This is a genomic window from Bradyrhizobium sp. NBAIM03 (assembly GCF_020194055.1).
Classification (GTDB): Bacteria; Pseudomonadota; Alphaproteobacteria; order Rhizobiales; family Xanthobacteraceae; genus Bradyrhizobium; species Bradyrhizobium yuanmingense.
Map to the genome: position 1 here is coordinate 52433 of NZ_JADYVS010000010.1, position 19639 is coordinate 72071.

At 64.2% G+C, this 19639-nt stretch carries 22 protein-coding genes and 1 pseudogene; 13 read left to right on the top strand and 10 right to left on the bottom strand.

The window, feature by feature from the left end:
• Positions 1–51: 51 nt before the first annotated feature.
• Positions 52–1233 carry a GNAT family N-acetyltransferase gene (locus I6F21_RS17140; protein ID WP_225140078.1) on the bottom strand — a complete coding sequence of 394 codons (1182 nt, stop codon included), beginning with the start codon at positions 1231–1233 and terminating at the stop codon, positions 52–54.
• A gap of 128 nt (positions 1234–1361) precedes the next feature.
• On the opposite strand from I6F21_RS17140, the gene I6F21_RS17145 reads away from it, so the two are divergent.
• Positions 1362–2408, top strand: coding sequence for a polysaccharide deacetylase family protein (locus I6F21_RS17145; protein ID WP_225113083.1), 1047 nt, complete (start codon positions 1362–1364; stop codon positions 2406–2408).
• Here the strand turns inward: I6F21_RS17145 and I6F21_RS17150 are convergent.
• Positions 2392–2613 carry a DUF2842 domain-containing protein gene (locus I6F21_RS17150; RefSeq protein WP_036010340.1) on the bottom strand — a complete coding sequence of 74 codons (222 nt, stop codon included), beginning with the start codon at positions 2611–2613 and terminating at the stop codon, positions 2392–2394. The two genes, I6F21_RS17145 and I6F21_RS17150, sit on opposite strands and share 17 nt — an antisense overlap.
• A 110-nt stretch (positions 2614–2723) precedes the next feature.
• Between I6F21_RS17150 and I6F21_RS17155 the strand changes: the two genes are divergently transcribed.
• A complete protein-coding gene (locus I6F21_RS17155) occupies positions 2724–3806 on the top strand; it encodes a COX15/CtaA family protein (protein WP_109143558.1) in 1083 nt (360 codons plus the stop codon).
• A gap of 19 nt (positions 3807–3825) precedes the next feature.
• Here I6F21_RS17155 and I6F21_RS17160 read toward each other — a convergent pair whose 3' ends face one another.
• The 4 genes from I6F21_RS17160 to I6F21_RS17175 form a co-directional block, all read right to left on the bottom strand.
• The gene (locus tag I6F21_RS17160; RefSeq protein ID WP_036025406.1) at positions 3826–4170 is read right to left on the bottom strand and encodes a hypothetical protein; all 345 of its coding nucleotides are present in this window, start codon (positions 4168–4170) and stop codon (positions 3826–3828) included.
• Between the two features lie 106 nt (positions 4171–4276).
• Entirely contained in the window at positions 4277–5557 is a 1281-nt protein-coding gene (locus I6F21_RS17165) for an O-acetylhomoserine aminocarboxypropyltransferase (protein WP_036010324.1), read from the bottom strand.
• 149 nt (positions 5558–5706) lie between these two features.
• A complete protein-coding gene (locus tag I6F21_RS17170; protein WP_036010322.1) occupies positions 5707–6291 on the bottom strand; it encodes a CoA-binding protein in 585 nt (194 codons plus the stop codon).
• Between the two features lie 26 nt (positions 6292–6317).
• On the bottom strand, positions 6318–7142 hold the full coding sequence (locus I6F21_RS17175) for an enoyl-CoA hydratase (RefSeq protein WP_225140077.1): 825 nt from the start codon (positions 7140–7142) through the stop codon (positions 6318–6320).
• Between the two features lie 85 nt (positions 7143–7227).
• On the opposite strand from I6F21_RS17175, the gene I6F21_RS17180 reads away from it, so the two are divergent.
• From I6F21_RS17180 to I6F21_RS17205, 6 genes are all read left to right on the top strand, one after another.
• Positions 7228–7656: a PaaI family thioesterase gene (locus I6F21_RS17180; RefSeq protein ID WP_024341189.1), complete on the top strand. Its 429-nt coding sequence runs from the start codon at positions 7228–7230 to the stop codon at positions 7654–7656.
• 158 nt (positions 7657–7814) lie between these two features.
• Positions 7815–8279 (top strand): 50S ribosomal protein L13, encoded by a 465-nt coding sequence (gene rplM, locus I6F21_RS17185; protein ID WP_018642440.1) that lies wholly within the window; start codon positions 7815–7817, stop codon positions 8277–8279.
• A gap of 1 nt (position 8280) precedes the next feature.
• The gene (rpsI, locus tag I6F21_RS17190) at positions 8281–8760 is read left to right on the top strand and encodes a 30S ribosomal protein S9 (protein ID WP_018642439.1); all 480 of its coding nucleotides are present in this window, start codon (positions 8281–8283) and stop codon (positions 8758–8760) included.
• Between the two features lie 229 nt (positions 8761–8989).
• On the top strand, positions 8990–10210 hold the full coding sequence (locus I6F21_RS17195; RefSeq protein WP_036010314.1) for a GGDEF domain-containing protein: 1221 nt from the start codon (positions 8990–8992) through the stop codon (positions 10208–10210).
• 60 nt (positions 10211–10270) lie between these two features.
• A complete protein-coding gene (locus I6F21_RS17200) occupies positions 10271–10507 on the top strand; it encodes a hypothetical protein (protein WP_036010312.1) in 237 nt (78 codons plus the stop codon).
• A 101-nt stretch (positions 10508–10608) separates the two neighbouring features.
• Positions 10609–10905 (top strand): antibiotic biosynthesis monooxygenase family protein, encoded by a 297-nt coding sequence (locus tag I6F21_RS17205; protein WP_025036647.1) that lies wholly within the window; start codon positions 10609–10611, stop codon positions 10903–10905.
• A gap of 82 nt (positions 10906–10987) precedes the next feature.
• On the opposite strand, the gene I6F21_RS17210 is transcribed toward I6F21_RS17205, so the two are convergent.
• Positions 10988–12139: an AI-2E family transporter gene (locus tag I6F21_RS17210; RefSeq protein ID WP_225140076.1), complete on the bottom strand. Its 1152-nt coding sequence runs from the start codon at positions 12137–12139 to the stop codon at positions 10988–10990.
• 355 nt (positions 12140–12494) lie between these two features.
• On the opposite strand from I6F21_RS17210, the gene I6F21_RS17215 reads away from it, so the two are divergent.
• From I6F21_RS17215 to I6F21_RS17225, 3 genes and pseudogenes are all read left to right on the top strand, one after another.
• Positions 12495–13199 carry a hypothetical protein gene (locus tag I6F21_RS17215; RefSeq protein WP_225140075.1) on the top strand — a complete coding sequence of 235 codons (705 nt, stop codon included), beginning with the start codon at positions 12495–12497 and terminating at the stop codon, positions 13197–13199.
• 90 nt (positions 13200–13289) lie between these two features.
• On the top strand, positions 13290–14063 hold the full coding sequence (locus tag I6F21_RS17220) for a gamma-glutamyl-gamma-aminobutyrate hydrolase family protein (protein WP_036025392.1): 774 nt from the start codon (positions 13290–13292) through the stop codon (positions 14061–14063).
• A 137-nt stretch (positions 14064–14200) separates the two neighbouring features.
• Positions 14201–14738 (top strand): annotated as a pseudogene (locus I6F21_RS17225) (transposase).
• A 234-nt stretch (positions 14739–14972) separates the two neighbouring features.
• Here I6F21_RS17225 and I6F21_RS17230 read toward each other — a convergent pair.
• Positions 14973–15203: a hypothetical protein gene (locus I6F21_RS17230; protein ID WP_249781910.1), complete on the bottom strand. Its 231-nt coding sequence runs from the start codon at positions 15201–15203 to the stop codon at positions 14973–14975.
• Between the two features lie 191 nt (positions 15204–15394).
• On the opposite strand from I6F21_RS17230, the gene I6F21_RS17235 reads away from it, so the two are divergent.
• Together I6F21_RS17235 and I6F21_RS17240 are read left to right on the top strand one after the other, a co-directional pair.
• Positions 15395–16777, top strand: coding sequence for a nodulation protein NfeD (locus I6F21_RS17235; RefSeq protein WP_225140074.1), 1383 nt, complete (start codon positions 15395–15397; stop codon positions 16775–16777).
• Complete coding sequence (locus I6F21_RS17240; protein WP_036010294.1) at positions 16774–17535, top strand: slipin family protein; 762 nt, start codon at positions 16774–16776, stop codon at positions 17533–17535. The genes I6F21_RS17235 and I6F21_RS17240 overlap by 4 nt, the downstream gene beginning before the upstream one ends.
• Positions 17536–17691: 156 nt before the next feature.
• Here the strand turns inward: I6F21_RS17240 and glnA are convergent, their stop codons facing one another.
• Both glnA and I6F21_RS17250 read right to left on the bottom strand, forming a co-directional pair.
• The gene (gene glnA, locus I6F21_RS17245) at positions 17692–19101 is read right to left on the bottom strand and encodes a type I glutamate--ammonia ligase (protein ID WP_036010292.1); all 1410 of its coding nucleotides are present in this window, start codon (positions 19099–19101) and stop codon (positions 17692–17694) included.
• A 153-nt stretch (positions 19102–19254) separates the two neighbouring features.
• Positions 19255–19593, bottom strand: coding sequence for a P-II family nitrogen regulator (locus I6F21_RS17250; RefSeq protein WP_007603495.1), 339 nt, complete (start codon positions 19591–19593; stop codon positions 19255–19257).
• Positions 19594–19639 lie beyond the last annotated feature (46 nt).

A 19639-nucleotide genomic window follows, 5' to 3' on the forward strand; every position in this document is an offset into this window, starting at 1 on the left:
CACCTTCTCCCACAAGGGGAGAAGGGAAGACAGCCGTGCAAGTGGAAAGAGCTACCCGAACGCCTGCCGTAGCCGGCGGGCCATGTCGAACAGCATCTGGTTCTGCTTCACCAGCCGCTTGCCGTGGCTGAGCGAGGACATCGCCATGGCCGCGAGCTTGCCGCGCGAGGTCAGGGGGACGAAGCTGTCGAAGATCGCCTCGTCGTCCTTGCAGAACATCCGCTTGTAATCGTCCGAGCCGATGCCGAGGTCGAGCGAGCGGTAGCCGCGTTCGCCGTAGCGGTCGATGATGTAGCGCATCAGGATCAGGCCGGGGCTGTAGCGGGCGTGCTCGGACATCGTGTAGGTGTTGAACATCATCGAGAAGCGCTCGCCGTCGGCGACGCCGGCGAAGATCGCGATCACCTCCTCGTCGCATTCCAGCGCATGGATGTCGATGACATGACCTTCGCCGCGCGGTGCGAGGCAGGCGCTGCGGACGAACTGCTCGACGCCGGGTTCGGCGAAGACGTTCGGCAGCTTCTGCTCCGCCATCCGCGCCGGCTTGACACGGAAGAACCAGTCGAGCAGGCGGATGATGTCTGCGTCCGACGTCGCCACGTGATAGCGGTAGCCGGCCAGGGACTGAAGCTTCTTCTCCTTGCTCTTGAGGCGGCGGCGGAGGGAATTGCTGATCCGCGAGGCCGGCGGGCCGCCCGGCTCCATCACCAGTCGCGGGCAACCGTTGATCGGGCGCTGCTGCGGCAGGGCTGCAAACGGGTTTTGCTGGTCGTGCCAGCGCTCGGGCTGCTGTGTCAGTGCGAGCACGTCGGCGTGCTCGCCGAGCGGCGCAAGCAGTGCATCGAGATCGGCGCTGGCGGCCTCGGCTGCGAACTCGGCGTTCCACAGGCCCATGTTGAAGGTTGTGTGCTTGCCGCCCATGAAGCCGGCGGTGCGCACGCCGTGGCCCTGCCGCAGCGAGAGCGGCAGCAGCAGGAGCGGGCGCCGATCGGCGTCGCGGGCGATCACAATGAACGGCCGGGCACCTTCACGGGCGCCGACCAGCCGCTGCCACGGATCGAGCAGGTCGAAGCGTTGGTAGGGCGTGAAGAGATGGCCGCTCGCCTCGAAGCCGCGCCAGACCGCCTCGGCCTCGGCGAGATCCGTGACGATCTCCACTCGCGCGATACGGCTCGCTCTCGACCGCGCTGGCGCTTCTGCCGTCCGGCTTTGCATCGCCGCAGCCATGGTCATTCGCGAAACCTGTCGAGAAATCGAAAATACGTATTTCGGCCCGTGGCCGACCTTTGCAAACAAAGGTCAACAAAGGGTAATGACTGGGGCGAGGGAACTGACCGCCGGCGCGGGCGAAGGGTGGGATTTTGGCTTCCGACGACAGATGGTTGGAACGGCTGCGCCTCGAGCTGGCCTGGTTCACCGGCCAGGCCATGCTGCGCAGTCGCGGTGCCGGCGCCATCCTGCGTTTCCGCTACGTGCGGCCTCGGCGGCGCGGATTTCAGCCGTTGCGCGAGCACGAGATTACGCCGCAATTCCTCGATCGCGCCATCCGCGCGCTGAAGCGGTGGAACTACGATTTTCTCGGCATGGACGAGGTCTGCCGGCGCGCGGTGATGCTGCCGGAGAAGCGTCGCTTCGTGGCGCTGACCTTCGATGGCGCCGGCAAGGATCTCATCACCTTCGCCTATCCGGTGCTGGCGCGTCACGCCGTGCCTTTTACGATCTATGTGCCGACCGCTTTTCCCGACGGCGTCGGCGAGGCCTGGTGGCTCGCCCTGGAGCAGGTGATCGCGCGCGAGAGCCGCATCGACCTGATGATGGGCGACAAGGAGCAGCGCTTCACGGTCGCCGACAAGGCCGGGAAGCAGGCGCTGTTCTCGCATCTGGAGAGCTGGCTGCGCTCGCTGCCGCCGGCGGATCTGTCGGCCGCGATCGCCGATCTCTGTACGCGCTACCGGATCGACCTCGCCGCGCTCTCGCGCGAGGCGTCGATGGATTGGGAGGACCTCGCCAGGCTCGCCGGCGATCCGCTCGTGACGATCGGCAGCGCAACGGTGAACTATCCGATGCTGGCCAACATGAAGGACGCGGCCGCACTGCGCGAGATGACGATGGGCAAGGCCGTGGCGGAATCGGCTTTCAACCGCGAGATCAGGCATTTCGCCTATCCGTTCGGCGACCGCGCTTCGTTCCGGCGCAGCCACGTCGTGATGGCGGAGCAGGCGGGCTTCGCCAGCGCGGCCTCGACGATCCCGGGCATCGTGGAGGCGGAGGGACGGACGAACTTGCGCGCGCTGCCGCGGATCTCCTGGGACGGGCGGGTGCGCTCGCTGCGGATGCTGCGCGTGCTGGTGTCGGGCGCCGCTTTTGCGCCGGTGCGGCCGACCGGGAGCGCTACGAGCCAGACCTGAGGCGATCGGGCCGCTGCATCCAGCTCACGATCGGCATCGCCGGCAGCACCCAGCCCATGCCGACCACGACGTAGTAGATCGCCTGCCGCCAGCCGGATTCGGCGATCCACGGCATCTGCGCCGCCGCCATGCCGAGCAGGGCCCAAACGGTGGCCAGCACCAGGAGCAGGATGGCGCCGAGGAACTTGCGGGTGCGGATCGTCATGGCGGGAACTTTAAGGCTTTCGCGTTACTTGCGCTGCGGGAGCGGGGGACTATAAGGGGCACTCAACCGGGTTCAAGTCTCTTCGCCACAGGCTTGGTTTTGTCCTTGAAATGACGACGAATTCCGCCCCATCCGAGCCGCATCGCGCCGTGCGCTGGTGGCTGATCTGTGTGGCCGCGCTGATCGCACTGATGGTGCTGGTTGGCGGTGCGACACGACTGACGGAATCGGGCCTATCGATCGTCGAATGGAAGCCGGTCACGGGCAGTGTTCCGCCGCTGTCGGAAGCGGCATGGGCCGAGGCGTTCGAGGCCTACAAGAAGATCCCGCAATATCGCGAGCTGAATTCAGGCATGAGCCTGTCCGAGTTCAAGACGATCTTCTGGTGGGAGTGGAGCCACCGGCTGCTCGGCCGCTTCATCGGCGTCGCCTATCTGCTGCCGTTCCTGTTCTTCCTCTGGCGCGGCGGACTGTCGGGTGAGCTGAAGCGCAGGCTGTGGCTGCTGTTTGCGCTCGGTGGCCTCCAGGGGGCGGTCGGCTGGTGGATGGTGGCCTCGGGCCTGACGGAACGCACCGAGGTGTCGCAATATCGGCTGGCGACGCATCTTTCGCTCGCGCTCCTGATTTTCGCGGGGATCGTCTGGACGGTGCGGCGGCTCGAGCAGCGGCCGCAGATCGCGGCGCCGGCTCGGCTGCGGTTCACGAGCGCGGTGCTGCTCGCGGTGACCTTCGTGCAGATCTATTTCGGTGCGCTGGTCGCGGGCTTGCGTGCCGGGCGGGCCTACAACACCTGGCCTGAGATCGATGGGGCGCTCATCCCCTCGGCGGAACGGCTGTGGTTCGAGACGCCGTGGTGGCGCAACATGTTCGACAATGTGCTGACGGTGCAGTTCGAGCACCGCATGACCGCCTACGTGTTGATCGTGCTGGCGCTGCTGCATGCGATCGACGCGGTGCGCTCGCGTGCAGGTGCGGCCGCGAGCGGCGCGTTGTGGCTGTTCGCGGCGGTGAGCGTGCAGGCGGTGCTCGGCATCCTCACGCTGCTCAACCAGGTGCCGATCGATCTCGCGCTGACCCACCAGGCGGTTGCGATCGTGGTGTTGACGCTGGCAGTGATGCAGGTGGAGCGGCTGGCGTCACGGCAGTCTGTGCAGGCGCAGCCGCGCGCGGTCCCCGTGGGTCAGCCCGGCTGATCACCATCAGCCCGGCTGATCAGCAATAGCCGTAGACGCCGCACGCATAGGGCAGGCGCCAGAAATAATCGACCTGTTTCCCGCCGTAATAGGCGCCCTGATAATCGTAGCTCCAGGGGCGGCCGTAATAGCCAGGCAAGGTGTGGGAGCCCGGCAGCAGCGGCGTGCCCGGCAGGTTGCGGATGTAGCTGCCGATGCCGTAGGCCGGCGAGATCAGCGCATCCGGATCGGTCTCGACATAGACCTGAGGTGGGTCCTGCGGCGGCCCGGCCGCGCGCCGCTTCGGCGTCGCCGGCAGATCGGCGGCAATGGCCGCCGAGGCCGTCAGCATCACAGCCAGAGCGGGCACCATCCAGCGCAGCATCGTCGGCTCCGAATCAAAGGGGCGATCCAAGCACGATGTATGAGGCAGATATGGTTAATGAGGGTTAACCGACGGCGGCCAAAACGGCCGCCGTCGTTCCCAGGCGCTACGTCCCCAGCGCCTGTTCCAGATCCGCGATCAGGTCTTCCTTGTCCTCGATACCGACCGAGATCCGGACCACGTCCGGGCCGGCGCCGGACTTGATCTTGGCGGCGTCGTCGAGCTGGCTGTGCGTGGTCGAGGCCGGATGGATCACCAGCGAGCGGGTGTCGCCGACATTGGCGAGGTGCGAGAACAACTGCAGCTTCGACACCAGGCTGACGCCGGCGTCATAGCCGCCCTTCAGGCTGAAGGTGAACACCGCGCCGGCGCCCTTTGGTGCGTATTTGCGCGCGAGCTGATTGTACTTGTCGCTCGGCAGCCCGGCATAGCTCACCGAGGCCACCGCCGGATGTCCCGCGAGGTATTCGGCAACGGCTTTGGCATTGTCGCAGTGCTTCTGCATGCGCAGCGGCAGAGTCTCGATGCCGGTCAGGATCATGAAGGCGTTGAAGGGCGACAACGCCGGTCCGAGGTCGCGCAGGCCCAGCACGCGGCAGGCGATCGCGAAGGCGAAATTGCCGAAGGTCTCCTGCAGCCGGATGCCGTGATATTCCGGGCGCGGCTCCGAGAGCATGGGGTACTTGCCGCCCGTGGACCAGTCGAAGGTGCCGGCATCGACGATGATGCCGCCGAGCGAGTTGCCGTGGCCGCCCAGGAATTTCGTCAGCGAGTGCACGACGATGTCAGCGCCATGATCGATCGGACGGATCAGATAGGGCGAAGCCAGCGTGTTGTCGACGATCAGCGGCACGCCCGCCTTGCGCGCCACGGTCGAGATCGCCTCGATGTCGGTGATGCTGCCGGCGGGGTTGGCGATGGACTCGATGAAGATCGCTTTCGTGCGCGGCGTCACCGCACGCTCGAAGCTCGCGATATCGTCGGGATCGGCCCACACCACGTTCCAGCCAAAGCTCTTGAAGGCGTGCGTGAACTGGTTGATCGAGCCGCCATAGAGCTTTCGCGCGGCGATGAATTCGTCGCCGGGTTGAAGCAGCTGCTGCAGCACCACGACCTGCGCGGCATGGCCGGAAGCGACCGCGAGCGCGGCCGTGCCGCCTTCGAGCGCGGCGACGCGCTCTTCCAGCACCGCATTGGTAGGATTACCGATGCGGGTATAGATGTTGCCGAACGCCTGCAGGCCGAACAGCGAGGCGGCGTGATCGGCATCGTTGAAGACGAAAGAGGTCGTTTGATAAATCGGAGTCGCGCGCGCGCCGGTGGTGGGGTCGGGCTGTGCACCGGCATGCACGGCGAGCGTTGAAAATCCCGGAAGGCGATCGCTCATTTGGGCGTCCTGTTCTTGTGGCCTGAAATTCGCGCGGCATGCTGATCGGCGCCGTGCCCGCCGTCAAGGCGCGGCGTCACATCGGAATCATTTTGGGAACGATCGTGCTGCGCATTGTCGCGTTTGCGAACGAAGCCTTCGCAATCGCGTCAGCTTTGCTCGCTCTTGTTCTTCGCAGCGCGATCCGATGCGGCGGTGTCGCCACCGCCGACACTCATCCGATTGAGGGACAGCCTCATGCCCTGCGTCGGCGCCGGCGCGCGCTTGGAGCTGAGCGTGCGCGAATTCACGCCCATCCAGGAGATTTCTGACGACAGGCGGCCATATTCGATCTTGGGGCAGCGGTTCATGACCACCTTGATCCCGACTGATTCCGCTTTCGCGGCCGCCGCATCGTCGCGCGCGCCGAGCTGCATCCAGATCACCTTCGGCAGCGGGTCGAGCGTGAGCGCCTCCTCGACGACGGGCATGATGTGGCTGGAGTTGCGGAAGATGTCGACCATGTCGACGGGGCGGCCGATATCCGACAGTGATGCGACGAACGGCTTTCCGAGCAGCTCCTTGCCGACATGGCCGGGATTGACCGGGATCATGTCGTAGCCGCGCTGCATCAGGTATTTGAACGCGAAATAGCTCGGCCGCACATTGACCGGTGATGCCCCGACCATCGCGATCGATTTCACGCTGTTGAGGATGCCGCGGATATAATTGTCGGGATAAGCGTCGTGGTTCATCACTTATCTTTTCTTGTTGGCGGGGGTCATTCATCCCGCCATGTCGGCGCGCGCTTCTCGATGAAGGCGCCGATGCCTTCCTCGGCGTCGCGCGCCATCATGTTCTCGGTCATCACCTCTGCGGCATAGCGATAGGCGTCTGCAAGGCTCATCTCGGCCTGGCGGTAGAAGGCCTCCTTGCCGAGCTTGATCGTGTAGGCGGATTTCAACGCGACCTGTTGCGCGAGCTCGATCGCGGCGCCGAGTTCGGTGCCGGCGGGAACGACGCGGTTGACGAGCCCGATGTCGCGGGCGCGCTCGGCCGTGACAGGCTCGCCCGTCAGCAGCATCTCCATGGCCTGTTTGCGCGGCACGTTGCGCGACAGCGCCACCATCGGGGTCGAGCAGAACAGGCCGATATCGACGCCGGGTGTGGCGAACTTCGCCTCGTGCGATGCGATCGCAAGATCGCAGCTGGCGACGAGCTGGCAGCCGGCGGCGGTTGCGATGCCCTGGACGGCCGCGACCACGGGCTTCGGCAGATGCACGACCGCCTGCATCATCGCGCTGCAGGCCGTCATGATCTGCGCAAAATAAGCCCGACCCCGATCCGGATCGGTGCGGCGCGCGGTCAGTTCCTTTATGTCGTGGCCGGCGGAAAAAGCGGGGCCGTTGGCCGCGATGACGGCCGCGCGGATGTGCTTGTCTTCCGCGATTGCGTTTAGGCTCGCATGCAGCTGTCCGATCATCGCCTCGGAAAGGCTGTTGCGCGCGGCTGGTCGGTTCAGCGTGAGCACGGCGACGCTGCCGACGATCTCGCGCAGCAGGATCGGCGGTTGCGGGGAGGGGGCGCGGGCGGCCTGAACGGACATTGACGCGACTTCCGCTAGATGATTGCAATTGGATGACACCGATAACTTAATGTAACAGGGCAGGCGAAGCGAGGGTGGGGACGGCATGGCGTTAGCGAAAATGAGCGTGGCGGAGCTCGAGCGGTTCCTCCGTGACGAGTTTCCCCAGGCCTTCAGCGGTGACGACATCACGATCGAGAGCGCGGACGGCCAGACCAGCCTCTTGCGCCAGCGCTACAGCGAACGGATGTTGCGGCCCGGCGGAACCGTGTCCGGGCCGACGCTGATGGCGCTCGCGGATTTCGCGATGTACGTGGTGCTGCTGTCCGCGATCGGGCCGATCGGGCTCGCCGTCACCACCAATCTCAACATCAACTTCCTGCGCAAGGGCCAGCCCGGGCAGGACGTGCTGGCCGAGGCCCGGCTGCTCAAGCTCGGCAAGCGCCTTGCGGTCGGGGAGGTGAACCTCTTGTCCGGGACCTCACCCGATCCGATCGCCCATGTCACCTCGACCTATTCCATTCCAAACGTTTGAGCTTTTTACAGGTAATATCGCACCATATTTTTAAGTTATTGAGTTTGCTTAGTTATTTTCGGCTCTGGGGCATTGACCGTTGCGCCGCTCTTCTCTAGAACCGCGCGCAGTCTGGTGCGGTGTTCGCGCCGATATCTCCCGTCCACGGAAACTCCGACATGAAAACCTTTTCGGCAAAGCCGGCTGAGGTGACGAAGAAGTGGGTGCTGATCGACGCCAAGGGTCTGGTCGTCGGCCGCCTCGCCACCATCGTCGCCATGCGCCTGCGCGGCAAGCACCTCCCGACCTACACCCCGCACGTCGATTGCGGCGACAACGTCATCATCATCAACGCGCAGCATGCGGTCCTCACCGGTCGCAAGCGCGAGCAGAAGACCTACTACAAGCACACCGGCTATGTCGGCCACGTCAAGGAGCGCACCGCGCGCCAGATCCTCGAAGGGCGTCATCCCGAGCGCGTGCTCGAGAAGGCCGTCGAGCGCATGATCCCGCGTGGTCCGCTCGGCCGCGTGCAGATGGGTAACCTCCGTGTCTACGGCGGCGCCGATCATCCGCACGAGGCGCAGCAGCCCGAGAAGATCGATATCGCCAAGTTGAACCGCAAGAACACGAGGGCCGCATAACATGGCCGAATCCATTCAGTCGCTCGACCAGCTCTCGCAGCTCAAGACGGCGGCCGCGCCCGAGGCGCCCAAGCACGAGAAGAAGGTCGACAAGTTCAACCGCGCTTACGCCACCGGCAAGCGCAAGGACGCGGTCGCCCGCGTCTGGATCAAGCCGGGCGCCGGCAAGGTCACCGTCAACTCGCGCGAGGTCGAGGTCTATTTCGCCCGTCCCGTGCTGCGCATGATGATCGAGCAGCCGTTCTCCGTGGCCCAGCGTTCGGGCCAGTACGACGTGATCTGCACCGTCGCCGGCGGCGGCCTGTCCGGCCAGGCCGGCGCGGTCCGTCACGGCATCTCCAAGGCGCTCACCTATTTCGAGCCGGAGCTGCGCTCCGTGCTCAAGAAGGGCGGCTTCCTCACCCGCGACTCGCGCGTGGTCGAGCGCAAGAAGTACGGCAAGGCCAAGGCCCGCCGGTCCTTCCAGTTCTCGAAGCGTTAATCGCTTTTGTCGCATTCGCCGCGAAAGCGGCTTCAATGAGATGCAAAAGGGCGCTGATTTCAGCGCCCTTTTTGTTGTTCGTTTGTATGCAAATTGATGGCGTGTTTCCCGAAAACTTGGGGACCGGCGAAAACCTGAATGGAACCCGCGAGACCTAGCGTCGCCTTCGGAAGGGCGCGCAAATCGGCTGGGCCGATCGCGTAACTGCTATGTTCTAGAGGGGGCCGACATGATGTCGCTCGATAGCATCACGCTCTATTTGGTCGCCACCATGGTCGCCGCACTGCTCGGCGCCATGATGGTGTTTTTCGGCAAGCAGGAGAACAGCCCGGCGCTGAAATGGTGGGGCACCGCCTATCTGCTCGGTGCCGCCTCCGTCGCGCTATGGACCGCGGCGGGCGACAGGCTGGGGCCGCACATTTACCTCGCACTGAACGCGGTCGGTTTCGTCGCCTGCGGCATGGTCTGGAACGCAGCGCGCGTCTTCCACGGCCGCAACCCGAACTGGCCGGGGCTCGTGCTCGGCGCGCTCGCCTGGGTCGCGGCTGCGACGCTGCTCGATCCCGCTTCATCGATGCTGCGCATGCTCGTCGGTGCCGGCATCGTCTCGGTGTACGCGGCCCTGACGGCGAGCGAGCTCTGGACCGAACGGCGCAAGAGCGTGCAACGGCGCTGGCCCGCCTTCGTGATGCCGGTGATGCACGGCTGCGTGTTGATGCTGCCGATCCTGATCGGCAGCTTCCTGCGCCCGCATGATGCCGGCTTCTCCTCGAGCATCTGGGTCACCGTGTTCGCGGTCGAGCTCATACTCTATGCCGTCGGTACCGTGTTCGTGATCTTCATGCTGGTGTCGGAACGCACCGTCACCGCGCACCGGACGGCGGCATCGACCGATCCCTTGACCGGCATGCTCAACCGGCGCGGCTTCTCGGAGGCTTGTGCGCGCGTGATCGAGCGCGAGGCCAAGGCCGGGCGGCCGGTGACCGTGATGATCTTCGACATCGACCATTTCAAATCGATCAACGACCGCTTCGGCCATCCCGCCGGCGACGAGATGCTGAAGCTGTTCTCCACCGTCGTGGTCAGCAATTTGCGCATCTCCGACCTGTCGGGCCGCATCGGCGGCGAGGAGTTCGCCGCGCTGTTGCCATGCTCACTGGAGGAGGGCGTGCTGGTCGCCGAGCGCGTGCGCGAGGCGTTCGAGACCTCCGGCGTCGTGGTCGACGAAGGTCCGGTCGATACCACCGTCAGCATCGGCGTTGCCGGAGGTCCGGCCGGCACCGAGCTGGAGGTGCTGCTGGCCTCGGCGGACACCGCGCTCTACCAGGCCAAGCGCGGCGGCCGCAACCGCGTCGAGGCGGCCGAGGAGCTGCCGCTGTCGCTGGAGAACTGGCGCCGCCAGAGCGCGGCGCGGACCGGCGCATCGCAGGCGCGTCCGGTCACCGCGTGAGCATGCAGGGCGGGCTTGCGGTAAATCTCTGTTTACCATTCGATCCCTACCATCGTGGTCATGGAATCGATCCGTCGACGGAATCCGCAAGCCGCCCTGATGTCGCTCGAAGCCGAAGCTGCCTCGGCCCGCGGCGGTTTCGCCTGTCTGTTCTCCACTGCGGACGAATACGAGAGCGCGCTGATCACCGAGCGTCGCGCGCAAGGACGCTACACGCAGCAACGCAGCTACTGGCCGTTCGTGCTGTTCGCGGGTTGTGCGCTGATCGTCGCGGGCACGGTCCTGCTGTTCGCCTGACGCACCCGCAATTTGGCCGGGCAGGGCGCCGTTTCGGCGCCTTTTTCTTTGGCGCCGGCTACGCTAGACACGGGCATCGAACAAACAGGGTGGAAAAGCCGATGATCACCGAGATCGCGCAAATCGACGTCAAGCCGGGCAGCGAGAAGGATTTTGAGGCCGCCGTTGCCAAGGCCAAGGCCGCTTTCGGCCGCTCCAAGGGCTTTCACGGCTTCGAGCTGCACAAGTCGATCGAGAAGCCGCAGCGCTACCGGCTGATGGTGAAATGGGCGACGCTGGAGAACCACACCGTGGACTTCCGCGGCTCGGAGAATTTCACCGAATGGCGCGGCCTGGTCGGCCAGTATTTTGCCGCGCCTCCCGAGGTCGAGCACACCGAGACCGTGCTGACGACCTGAGGCTTTATCTCGGGAGCACGATCTTATCGGAAAACCGCTCCACACTTTGCGTTAACGCGGCCCTCCGGGTCCGGATCATGCTCTAGGCCGCCTCCGCGAGAGGCGACGCCTCGTAGGTCTTGACATGGTCGATCATGACCTTGGCGATCGCCACCAGCGGGAGCGCCAGCGCCAGGCCCCAGATGCCGAACACGACGCCCAGCAGGATCTGGAACGCGAACAGCGTGGCCGGCGGGATGTCGAGTGCCTGGCGCTGCAGGATCGGCGTCAGCACGTAGCTTTCCATGGCGTGCACGCCCATGAACAGCAGAAATGCCGACAAAGCGGGGATCCAGCCCGAGGCCAGGCTCGCCAGCACCACGATGACGCCGGCGATGATGGCTCCCACCGTGGGGATGAAGGCGAGCAGGCCCGCCTGGATTCCTAGGATGAACGCGCCGGGGATGCCGATGACGGCAAGTCCGATCCAGGTTACGACACCGACCGCGATCATGACGATGATCTGGGCGATCAGCCAGCGCTCGAGCGTTTCAGCGATACGGTCGATGACGATGGCGAAACGGGTACGGTGCCGCGCCGGTGCCAGGAACAGCAGGCCGTCATGATAGACGCTGGGCTGGGCGGCGAAGGCCAGGCCCAGGAACAGCACGATGAAGATGTTGCCGACGCCGTGGATGGTGCCGAGCAGCAGTTTGAATGTCTGGCTCACGATCGCACCGCCGCTGGAGGCGAGCGTGCCGGCACTGGGCAGCGGAGCGCGCGAAGGCGTTGCCGGCGCGGGCGTTGCCTCCGAGGACGCGTTGGCGGCGGGGTCCGAGGCAGCGTTGCCGAGGTCGAAGAAGCTGGTGTCGATGCCGTGGCTCTCGAGCAGGGACCTGACATTGGTGATCTGCGACTTGATGGTCTTGCTCAGCAGCGAGGCCTGTTCGGCAATGGTGGCGCCGCCGAGATAGGCGACGCCCGCGAGCAGCAAAGCGAGCGCAACGCAGACGATTGCAAGCCGGATCGTGTGAGGCAGCTGGACCCGGCGGCCGAGCGCATTGACCAGAGCGTTGAGACCGAGGCCGAGCAGCATGCCGGTGAAGATCAGCAGCAGGGTGGCGGCAAAATACCAGGTGAAGGCGAGCAGCGCGGTGAACAGAACGACGCCGATGCCTCCGGCCGCGATCGCCCAGGCCTGATCCCGCGCGAGGTCGGCACGGGAGCGGGATCGTTCATCTGCGGGAAAGGTCACATCGTATCCTGTCTTTGGTGGCTGCAATGGGAGCACTCTTTCGACAAACACGCTTCCGATCAAGAGCAGGGCTATCGCAGATCACTTTTGGCGGCGGCCTGCGCGCACGCCTCGTCCTTCGAGACGGCGCTTCGCCTCCTCAGGATGAGGTTAATCTGGATCAGTGCCTGTTGAAACTGTAGCCACGCACTCCGCCCTCATCCTGAGGAGCCCGCCTAAAGCGGGCGTCTCGAAGGATGACTGCAGGGAAAAGCCCCTCAAATGCGATAGCCCCGCGATCACAAGCGGCAACGCGCCGGTTTGACGCTGCCGCGCGAACGGTGCAGAGCGGTGGCGAAAAGGAAGTGAGGAGCGCTTGGGCGTTATCAGCAAGTGGGCCGGTCTGCTCGGGCTGTTGGCTTTGCTCGTCGGCGGCGACCAGATCCGGATCAACCGGCCGGACCACAAATACCGCCTAACGGTCGAGGTGACGACGCCCGCCGGGATCAAGACCGGGTCGGCCATTCTCGCTGTCGTGCCCGATCGCAACTATAACCGCAGCGGCCGCACCACGACGCGCGGGGAGGCCGTGTTCGTCGATCTCGGCCAAGGCAAGAACATCGTGGTCTTGCTGGCGCACCAGCAGGGCGCCAAGCTCGACCTCGACGACATCAACTATGTGGCGCTCCGCGCCTATGGCGCCGCGCGCGGCAGCCGGGTGTCGTTCAAGGACATGAGCCGGCAGACCGGCATTGTCCCGGTGCAAGGAGAGCTCATCCCCGTGCTCGTGAGCTTTGGCGATCTCGGGGATCCCAACACCGCGCGCCTTGTCGCCAGCGACAAGGCAGAGGCAATCCTGGGCGAGGGCTATGCGATCCGCGGCTTCTCCGCCGAGGTGGTGCCCAACGGGTTCTGGCCGATCGACTTCGGAGGCGTGCTCGGGGAGCCCGTGACGCGCGGAATCGAGGCCAAGCTTCCCTGGCTGGCCGCGCCGGGCGAGACAGCGGCAATTGCGCTGAGGGCCGCGGGTCTGCCCGTGGAGGGCGGGTTGGGCGCCCGGGAGGCATTTGCGCGAAAATAGCATTGCCGTCCCGCGATCCCCTCTGTTGAATTTGTTCCATCGGAGGGGCATCTTTGGGGAATCTTCTTATCGGGAGGCGCGGAACGACAGATGAGAAAGCCGGTCGTCGGCGTGATCGGGAATTCCTATCGCGTCGAGAATCGATTTCAGGTCCAGATGGTTGGCGAGCGAAACCTGCGCGCCGTGGCCGAAGTCTCCGGCGGCTTGCCGTTGATGTTCGCTGGAGCCCCCGACATCACGGATATCCCGGCGCTGCTCGATACCGTCGACGGCATCATCCTCACAGGGGCCCGGGCCAACGTTCACCCGACCCGCTTCAACGTCGATCCCTGCGAGAAGCACGAGCCCTACGACATCCACCGCGACGAGGTCGCGCTGGCCCTGTCGGTCGCCTGCGTCGCCCGCGGCATTCCGCTGTTCGGCATTTGCCGCGGCCTGCAGGAGATGAACGTCGCCTTCGGCGGCTCGCTGCATCCCGAGATCCGCGAGATCCCCGGCCGCATGAACCACCGCATGCCCCGGCTCGAGAACGGCGAGATCCATCCCGATCCGACCGTGGTGTTCGCCGACCGTCACGACGTCGAGCTGACGCCCGGCGGCGCCTTCGCCACGATCCTCGGCTGCGAGAAGATCCGGGTCAATTCGCTGCATGGACAGGGCATCCTCGATCCCGGCAAGCGCGTGCTGATCGAAGGCATCGCCGAGGACGGCACCATCGAGGCGATCCGCATCGCGGAAGCCCCGAGCTTTGCCCTCGGCGTGCAATGGCACGCGGAGTACGACCCGCAGCACAATCCGATCAACCGCAAGCTGTTCGAGGCCTTTGGCGAGGCGCTGGTGACAAGGCAGAAGGCGGAGGCGTAGCCGCGGTCGTGTCCCGGACCAGCTGCAACGCGGAGCGTTGCGGCGCAGAGCCGGGAATCCAGCTTCTGCCACGTTGCGCACTCGGCTTGGACTGAGTAGGCCGATTAGCCGAAGGCGTAATCCGCCATCTTTAGTTCATGGGGCAGCTGCAATGCCGCCGTGCATTTGTTCCAGGTGGCTGCTGGTTCTTCACGGTCAATCTTCATGATCGTAGGCAGCGGCTGCTCGTCGAGCACATCGCAGCGCTGCGCGCGGCCGTTGCAGCGACCCGTCGGGTATTCGTTCACTATCGATGCGTTTGTCGTGCTTCCGGACCACCTTCATGCGGTCTGGACGCTTTCCCGCGGCGATGCCGACTTTTCGATGCGGTGGAGATTGATCAAAATGCGCTTCGCGAAGTCCCTGCCGAAGACAGAGCCTTTAACCGCTGTACAGATCGCAAGACGGGAGCGTGGCGTATGGCAGAACCGGTTCTGGGAGCACCTCATCCGCGACGAAACCGACTATGCACGCCATATCGAGTATTGCTACATCAACCCAGTCAAGCACGGATATGTGACCCGCGTGTTGGATTGGCCGCATTCGTCATTTCACCGAGATGTCGAGGCCGGACTGTTTCCGGCGGATTGGGCAGGAGATAGCAACGCGGATGGTAACTTTGGCGAACGTGCGTGAGCGTCGCACGCAGTAGGCGGATTACGCCTTCGGCTAATCCGCCCTACGAGGACTGTTTATCCAAGGTGCATCCCGAATTTCCGACGGAGTAAACCAATCAGTAGGAAATGCTCCGTCCTGGTTTTTGCGGCTCTGATTTGTTCTTTGAGAACGAATTGGAGTCAGATGCAGAACGAAAGCTGATGGCCGCTCCTTGGCGCAGGATTTCTCTACCGTGTTAAATCGTAGATGCGCTCAGGCTGTGCCCAGCGAGAGCGCCGCGACCGGACTGCGTCCATCGGTCATGCCACCGGCACCAACCTCACACCGCCCGCTCCATCCGTCGCGCACGATAGGATTGCGTGACATCAGTGTCAGCTTGCGGAAGCTGCTCTCATCCTCATAGCCGGCAGCGCGCGCGATCGTCTTGATCGGCTGCGTCGTCGATTCCAGCAGGGTGCGCGCGTGCTCGACACGGCTGCGCATGATGAAGGATTGCGGCGGCTCGTGCGTGAGTCCTGGAATTTTCGGTTCAACGTACGCTCGCCGAGGCCGAGCGCCTCCGCAATCCTGCATGGGCATTCCCATTGCGTTGCACAATCGCAATGTTGATCTCCGCGCGCAGCATTGAGGTTCATGAGAAGAATTACCATATGCTCTGCAAGGGAGCCCGTGCCGTGCAGACCATGAAGGCGGCCCTCGTTGCGGCGATCACCGTCGTGGCTTTGAGCTGCTGCCTCCTTCCCAGCTCAGCGGAGGAGAGCAAGCGCGTAGCCCTTGTTGTTTCGATCGACGGGGCGATTGGCCCGGCGTCAGCCAGCTACGTCCGGGAGGCTTTGGCCATGGCGAGCGAACGGCGCGCCGAGGTCGTGCTTCTGAGGATGAACACGCCCGGCGGGCTCAATTCCAGCATGCGCGAGATCATCGCTGATGTGCTCGCCTCGCACGTCCCTGTCATTGGCTACGTCGCTCCCTCCGGGGCCCACGCGGCGAGTGCGGGGACCTATATCCTTTACGCGACCCACATCGCGGCGATGGCACCAGGTACCAACATCGGTGCGGCGACGCCGGTCCAGATTGGCGGACCGCTGCCGGGCCTGCCGAGCGGCACACCCGACAAGGATGGCAAAGACAAGAAGGATGAGCCGAAGGACGCGATGACGGCGAAGGCCACGAACGATGCCGTCGCCTTCATCCGAAGCCTCGCCGAGCTGCGCAACCGCAATGCGGAGTGGGCGGAGAGGGCGGTCCGCGAGGCCGCAACACTCTCCGCCAACGGCGCGCTGGAGGCACATGCCATCGATCTCGTCGCGCGCGATCAGGCTGAATTGCTGCGGCAGGTTGATGGCCGTGTGGTGGAGCTCGCAGGCGGCAAGACGCAACGCCTCGCAACAAAGGATGCTGTCGTCGAAGCCATCGAGCCCGGACAGATATCCCGGTTCCTGGCGGTCATCACCAACCCGAACGTGGCGTTCATTCTCCTGATGGTCGGCATCTACGGCCTGATCTTCGAGTTCATGTCTCCCGGAGCCGTCGCCCCCGGAGTTATCGGCGCGATCTGCCTGCTGATCGGCCTCTACGCGCTCAATTTGCTGCCGATCAACTATGCCGGCCTCGCCCTGATGCTGGTGGGACTTGTGCTTCTCACCGTCGAAGTCTTCAACCCGACCTTGGTGGTCGGGTTCGGCGGGATCATCGCTTTCGTGCTGGGAGCAATGATGCTCTTCAGGAGCGAGGCGCCTGGGTACCAACTGTCGTGGTGGGTGATCGGCACCACTGCGGTCGTGTTCAGCGGCTTTGCTCTGATCGTGCTTGGCTCACTTCGGCGCGCCCGCAAAGCTCCTGCGCTGGTCGGCGCACAGGCCATGCGCGGCTTACCCGCCGAGGTTCTCGACTGGAACGGGAACGAAGGTCATGTCTTCGCCCATGGTGAGCGTTGGCAGGCGCGCGGCGCCGAAACCTTCAAGCCCGGAGAGACGGTGGAGGTCGCCAATGTCGTCGACCTGACGCTGCTGATACGCCGCACACCCGCCAGGACAGGCGAGGGAGGTACATCATGACGCTGGAATATCTGACGTATGCGGCGCTTGCGCTGCTTGTCATCGTGTTTCTATCCCAGGCCATTCGAATCCTGCGCGAATACGAGCGCGGCGTCGTCTTCACGCTCGGCCGCTTTACCGGTGTGAAGGGCCCGGGCCTGATACTCCTCATCCCGATCGTGCAGCAACTCGTCAAGGTCGATCTGCGGGTGATGGTGCAGGTGGTGCCGCCGCAGGACGTGATTTCGCGGGACAACGTCTCCGTCAAGGTCAACGCCGTCCTGTACTTCCGCATCGTCGACCCCGAGCGCGCCATCATCAAGGTCGGCGACTACATGGCGGCGACCAGCCAGCTCGCCCAGACCACGTTGCGTTCGGTGCTCGGCAAGCATGAGCTCGACGAGATGCTTGCCGAGCGCGACAGGTTGAACGCCGATATCCAGGAGATCCTCGACAAGCAGACTGACGTCTGGGGCATCAAGGTCACCGGCATAGAGATCAAGGACGTCGATATCAACGAAACCATGGTTCGCGCGATCGCCAAACAGGCCGAGGCGGAGCGCTTGCGGCGAGCCAAGGTGATCAATGCGATGGGCGAGCAGCAGGCCGCCGAAAAGCTCGTCGAAGCCGGCCGGATCCTGGCGCAAGAGCCTCAGGCAATGCAGTTGCGTTACTTCGCAGCTCTGCACGACATCGCCGGTGAACGCTCGTCGACCGTGGTGTTTCCGCTCCCCACCGGCCTGCTCGACCATTTGATGCCGCGACCTGACAACCCGTAACAGAAAGCGGCGAGGTGCTGATCGCGAGCGGGCGCCACGGCTCCGACCGAGCTGCAGCGGGCGTTCACGGCGACGTGGTAGCTGTCGAGCCTCCTCAAACGAAAAGGCGCCTCCTTCCGGAAGCGCCTTTTGCTTGTCGCGGATAGTTCGGACCGCTTAGCCCGAATAGTACATGTCGAACTCGACCGGGTGTGGGGTCATCTCGAAGCGCTCGACCTCGGTCATCTTCAGCTCGATATAGGCGTCGATGAAGTCGTCGTCGAACACGCCGCCGGCCTTGAGGAAGGCGCGGTCCTTGTCGAGGTTTTCGAGCGCCTCGCGAAGCGAGCCGCACACGGTCGGGATCTGCTTCAGCTCTTCCTTCGGCAAATCGTAGAGGTCCTTGTCCATCGCCGGACCCGGATCCATCTTGTTCTTGATGCCGTCGAGGCCGGCCATCAGCATCGCGGCGAAGCCGAGATAGGGATTGGCGAGCGGATCGGGGAAGCGCACCTCGACGCGCTTGGCCTTCGGCGACGCGGTGTAGGGGATGCGGCACGACGCCGAGCGGTTGCGCGCGGAATAGGCGAGCAGCACGGGGGCCTCATAGCCCGGGACCAGACGCTTGTAGGAGTTGGTCGACGGGTTGGTGAAGGCGTTGATCGCCTTGGCGTGCTTGATGATGCCGCCGATATAGTGGAGGCAGGTCTCCGACAGGTCGGCGTACTTGTTGCCGGCAAACACCGGCTTGCCGTCCTTCCAGATCGACTGGTGCACGTGCATGCCCGAGCCGTTGTCGCCGTAGACCGGCTTCGGCATGAAGGTGGCGGTCTTGCCGTAGATGTGCGCGACCTGGTGGATGCAGTACTTGTAGATCTGGATGTGGTCGGCCATCAGCGTCAGCGTGTCGAACTTCATGCCGAGCTCGTGCTGGGCGGAAGCGACCTCGTGGTGATGCTTCTCGACCTTGACGCCCATCTTGGCCATGGCGCCCAGCATCTCCGAGCGCATGTCCTGCACCGAGTCCTGCGGCGGCACCGGGAAATAGCCGCCCTTGGTGCGGACGCGGTGGCCGAGATTGCCGCCTTCATATTCGGTGTCGGAGTTGGTCGGCAGCTCCGAGGAGTCGAGGCGGAAACCGGTGTTGTAGGGGGTGGAGGAGAAGCGCACGTCGTCGAACACGAAGAACTCGGCTTCGGGGCCGACGAACACGGCGTCGCCCACGCCCATCGACTTCACCATCGCCTCGGCCTTCTTGGCGATGCCGCGGGGGTCGCGGTTATAGGGCTCGCCGGTGGTCGGCTCGAGCACGTCGCAGGTAATGACCATGGTGGTCTCGGCGAAGAACGGGTCGATCGTCGCGGTCACCGGATCGGGCATCAGGCACATGTCGGACTCGTTGATCGCCTTCCAGCCGGCAATCGAGGAGCCGTCGAACATCGTCCCTTCGGCGAAGATGTCTTCATCGATCATGCTGACGTCGAACGTGACGTGCTGCCACTTGCCGCGCGGATCGGTGAAGCGCAGGTCGACGTACTTCACGTCGTTGTCCTTGATCGATTTCAGGACGTCTTTGGCGGTCTTCATGCATACCCCTTATGGCTCTGCGGGTCGGTTTCCAGGTGAGCAAGATTGTTCTCGCTTTTGGCGAGCTCGCGCGCGACCGCACAAATGAAATCAGGCCGCCGAAGCAGCCTTATTTCTTGTCAGAGTGTCGCAAAATGCGGGATAGCACCCGGTTCAGATAGCGTCCAGCCCGGATTCGCCGGTTCGGATGCGGATCGCCTCTTCGATGTTGGAGACGAAAATCTTGCCGTCGCCGATGCGGCCGGTCTGCGCGGCGCGGCGGATTGCGTCGATGGCGCGCTCGACCAGATCGTCGCCGATCACGATCTCGATTTTGACCTTCGGCAGGAAGTCGACGATGTATTCTGCGCCGCGGTAAAGTTCGGCGTGACCCTTCTGCCGGCCAAAGCCCTTGGCCTCGGTGACGGTGATGCCCTGCAGACCGACTTCTTGAAGCGCTTCCTTCACCTCGTCGAGCTTAAATGGCTTGATGATGGCTTCGATTTTCTTCACTGCGCGACTCCCGGCCTTTCGATCCAATAGCAACGTCTTCGTCAGG

Excerpts from the sequence above, each read along its gene's own strand:
- glnA (WP_036010292.1), bottom strand. The coding sequence starts at position 19,101 with ATGAAGACCGCCAAAGACGTCCTGAAATCGATCAAGGACAACGACGTG.
- I6F21_RS17170 (WP_036010322.1), bottom strand. The coding sequence starts at position 6,291 with ATGAACCACGACGCTTATCCCGACAATTATATCCGCGGCATCCTCAAC.
- I6F21_RS17230 (WP_249781910.1), bottom strand. The coding sequence starts at position 15,203 with ATGCGCAGCCGTGTCGAGCACGCGCGCACCCTGCTGGAATCGACGACG.
- I6F21_RS17155 (WP_109143558.1), top strand. The coding sequence starts at position 2,724 with ATGACGACGAATTCCGCCCCATCCGAGCCGCATCGCGCCGTGCGCTGG.
- I6F21_RS17165 (WP_036010324.1), bottom strand. The coding sequence starts at position 5,557 with ATGAGCGATCGCCTTCCGGGATTTTCAACGCTCGCCGTGCATGCCGGT.
- I6F21_RS17150 (WP_036010340.1), bottom strand. The coding sequence starts at position 2,613 with ATGACGATCCGCACCCGCAAGTTCCTCGGCGCCATCCTGCTCCTGGTG.
- I6F21_RS17175 (WP_225140077.1), bottom strand. The coding sequence starts at position 7,142 with ATGTCCGTTCAGGCCGCCCGCGCCCCCTCCCCGCAACCGCCGATCCTG.
- I6F21_RS17240 (WP_036010294.1), top strand. The coding sequence starts at position 16,774 with ATGACGCTGGAATATCTGACGTATGCGGCGCTTGCGCTGCTTGTCATC.
- rplM (WP_018642440.1), top strand. The coding sequence starts at position 7,815 with ATGAAAACCTTTTCGGCAAAGCCGGCTGAGGTGACGAAGAAGTGGGTG.
- I6F21_RS17180 (WP_024341189.1), top strand. The coding sequence starts at position 7,228 with ATGGCGTTAGCGAAAATGAGCGTGGCGGAGCTCGAGCGGTTCCTCCGT.
- I6F21_RS17195 (WP_036010314.1), top strand. The coding sequence starts at position 8,990 with ATGATGTCGCTCGATAGCATCACGCTCTATTTGGTCGCCACCATGGTC.
- I6F21_RS17220 (WP_036025392.1), top strand. The coding sequence starts at position 13,290 with ATGAGAAAGCCGGTCGTCGGCGTGATCGGGAATTCCTATCGCGTCGAG.
- I6F21_RS17140 (WP_225140078.1), bottom strand. The coding sequence starts at position 1,233 with ATGACCATGGCTGCGGCGATGCAAAGCCGGACGGCAGAAGCGCCAGCG.
- I6F21_RS17160 (WP_036025406.1), bottom strand. The coding sequence starts at position 4,170 with ATGCTGCGCTGGATGGTGCCCGCTCTGGCTGTGATGCTGACGGCCTCG.
- rpsI (WP_018642439.1), top strand. The coding sequence starts at position 8,281 with ATGGCCGAATCCATTCAGTCGCTCGACCAGCTCTCGCAGCTCAAGACG.
- I6F21_RS17205 (WP_025036647.1), top strand. The coding sequence starts at position 10,609 with ATGATCACCGAGATCGCGCAAATCGACGTCAAGCCGGGCAGCGAGAAG.
- I6F21_RS17200 (WP_036010312.1), top strand. The coding sequence starts at position 10,271 with ATGGAATCGATCCGTCGACGGAATCCGCAAGCCGCCCTGATGTCGCTC.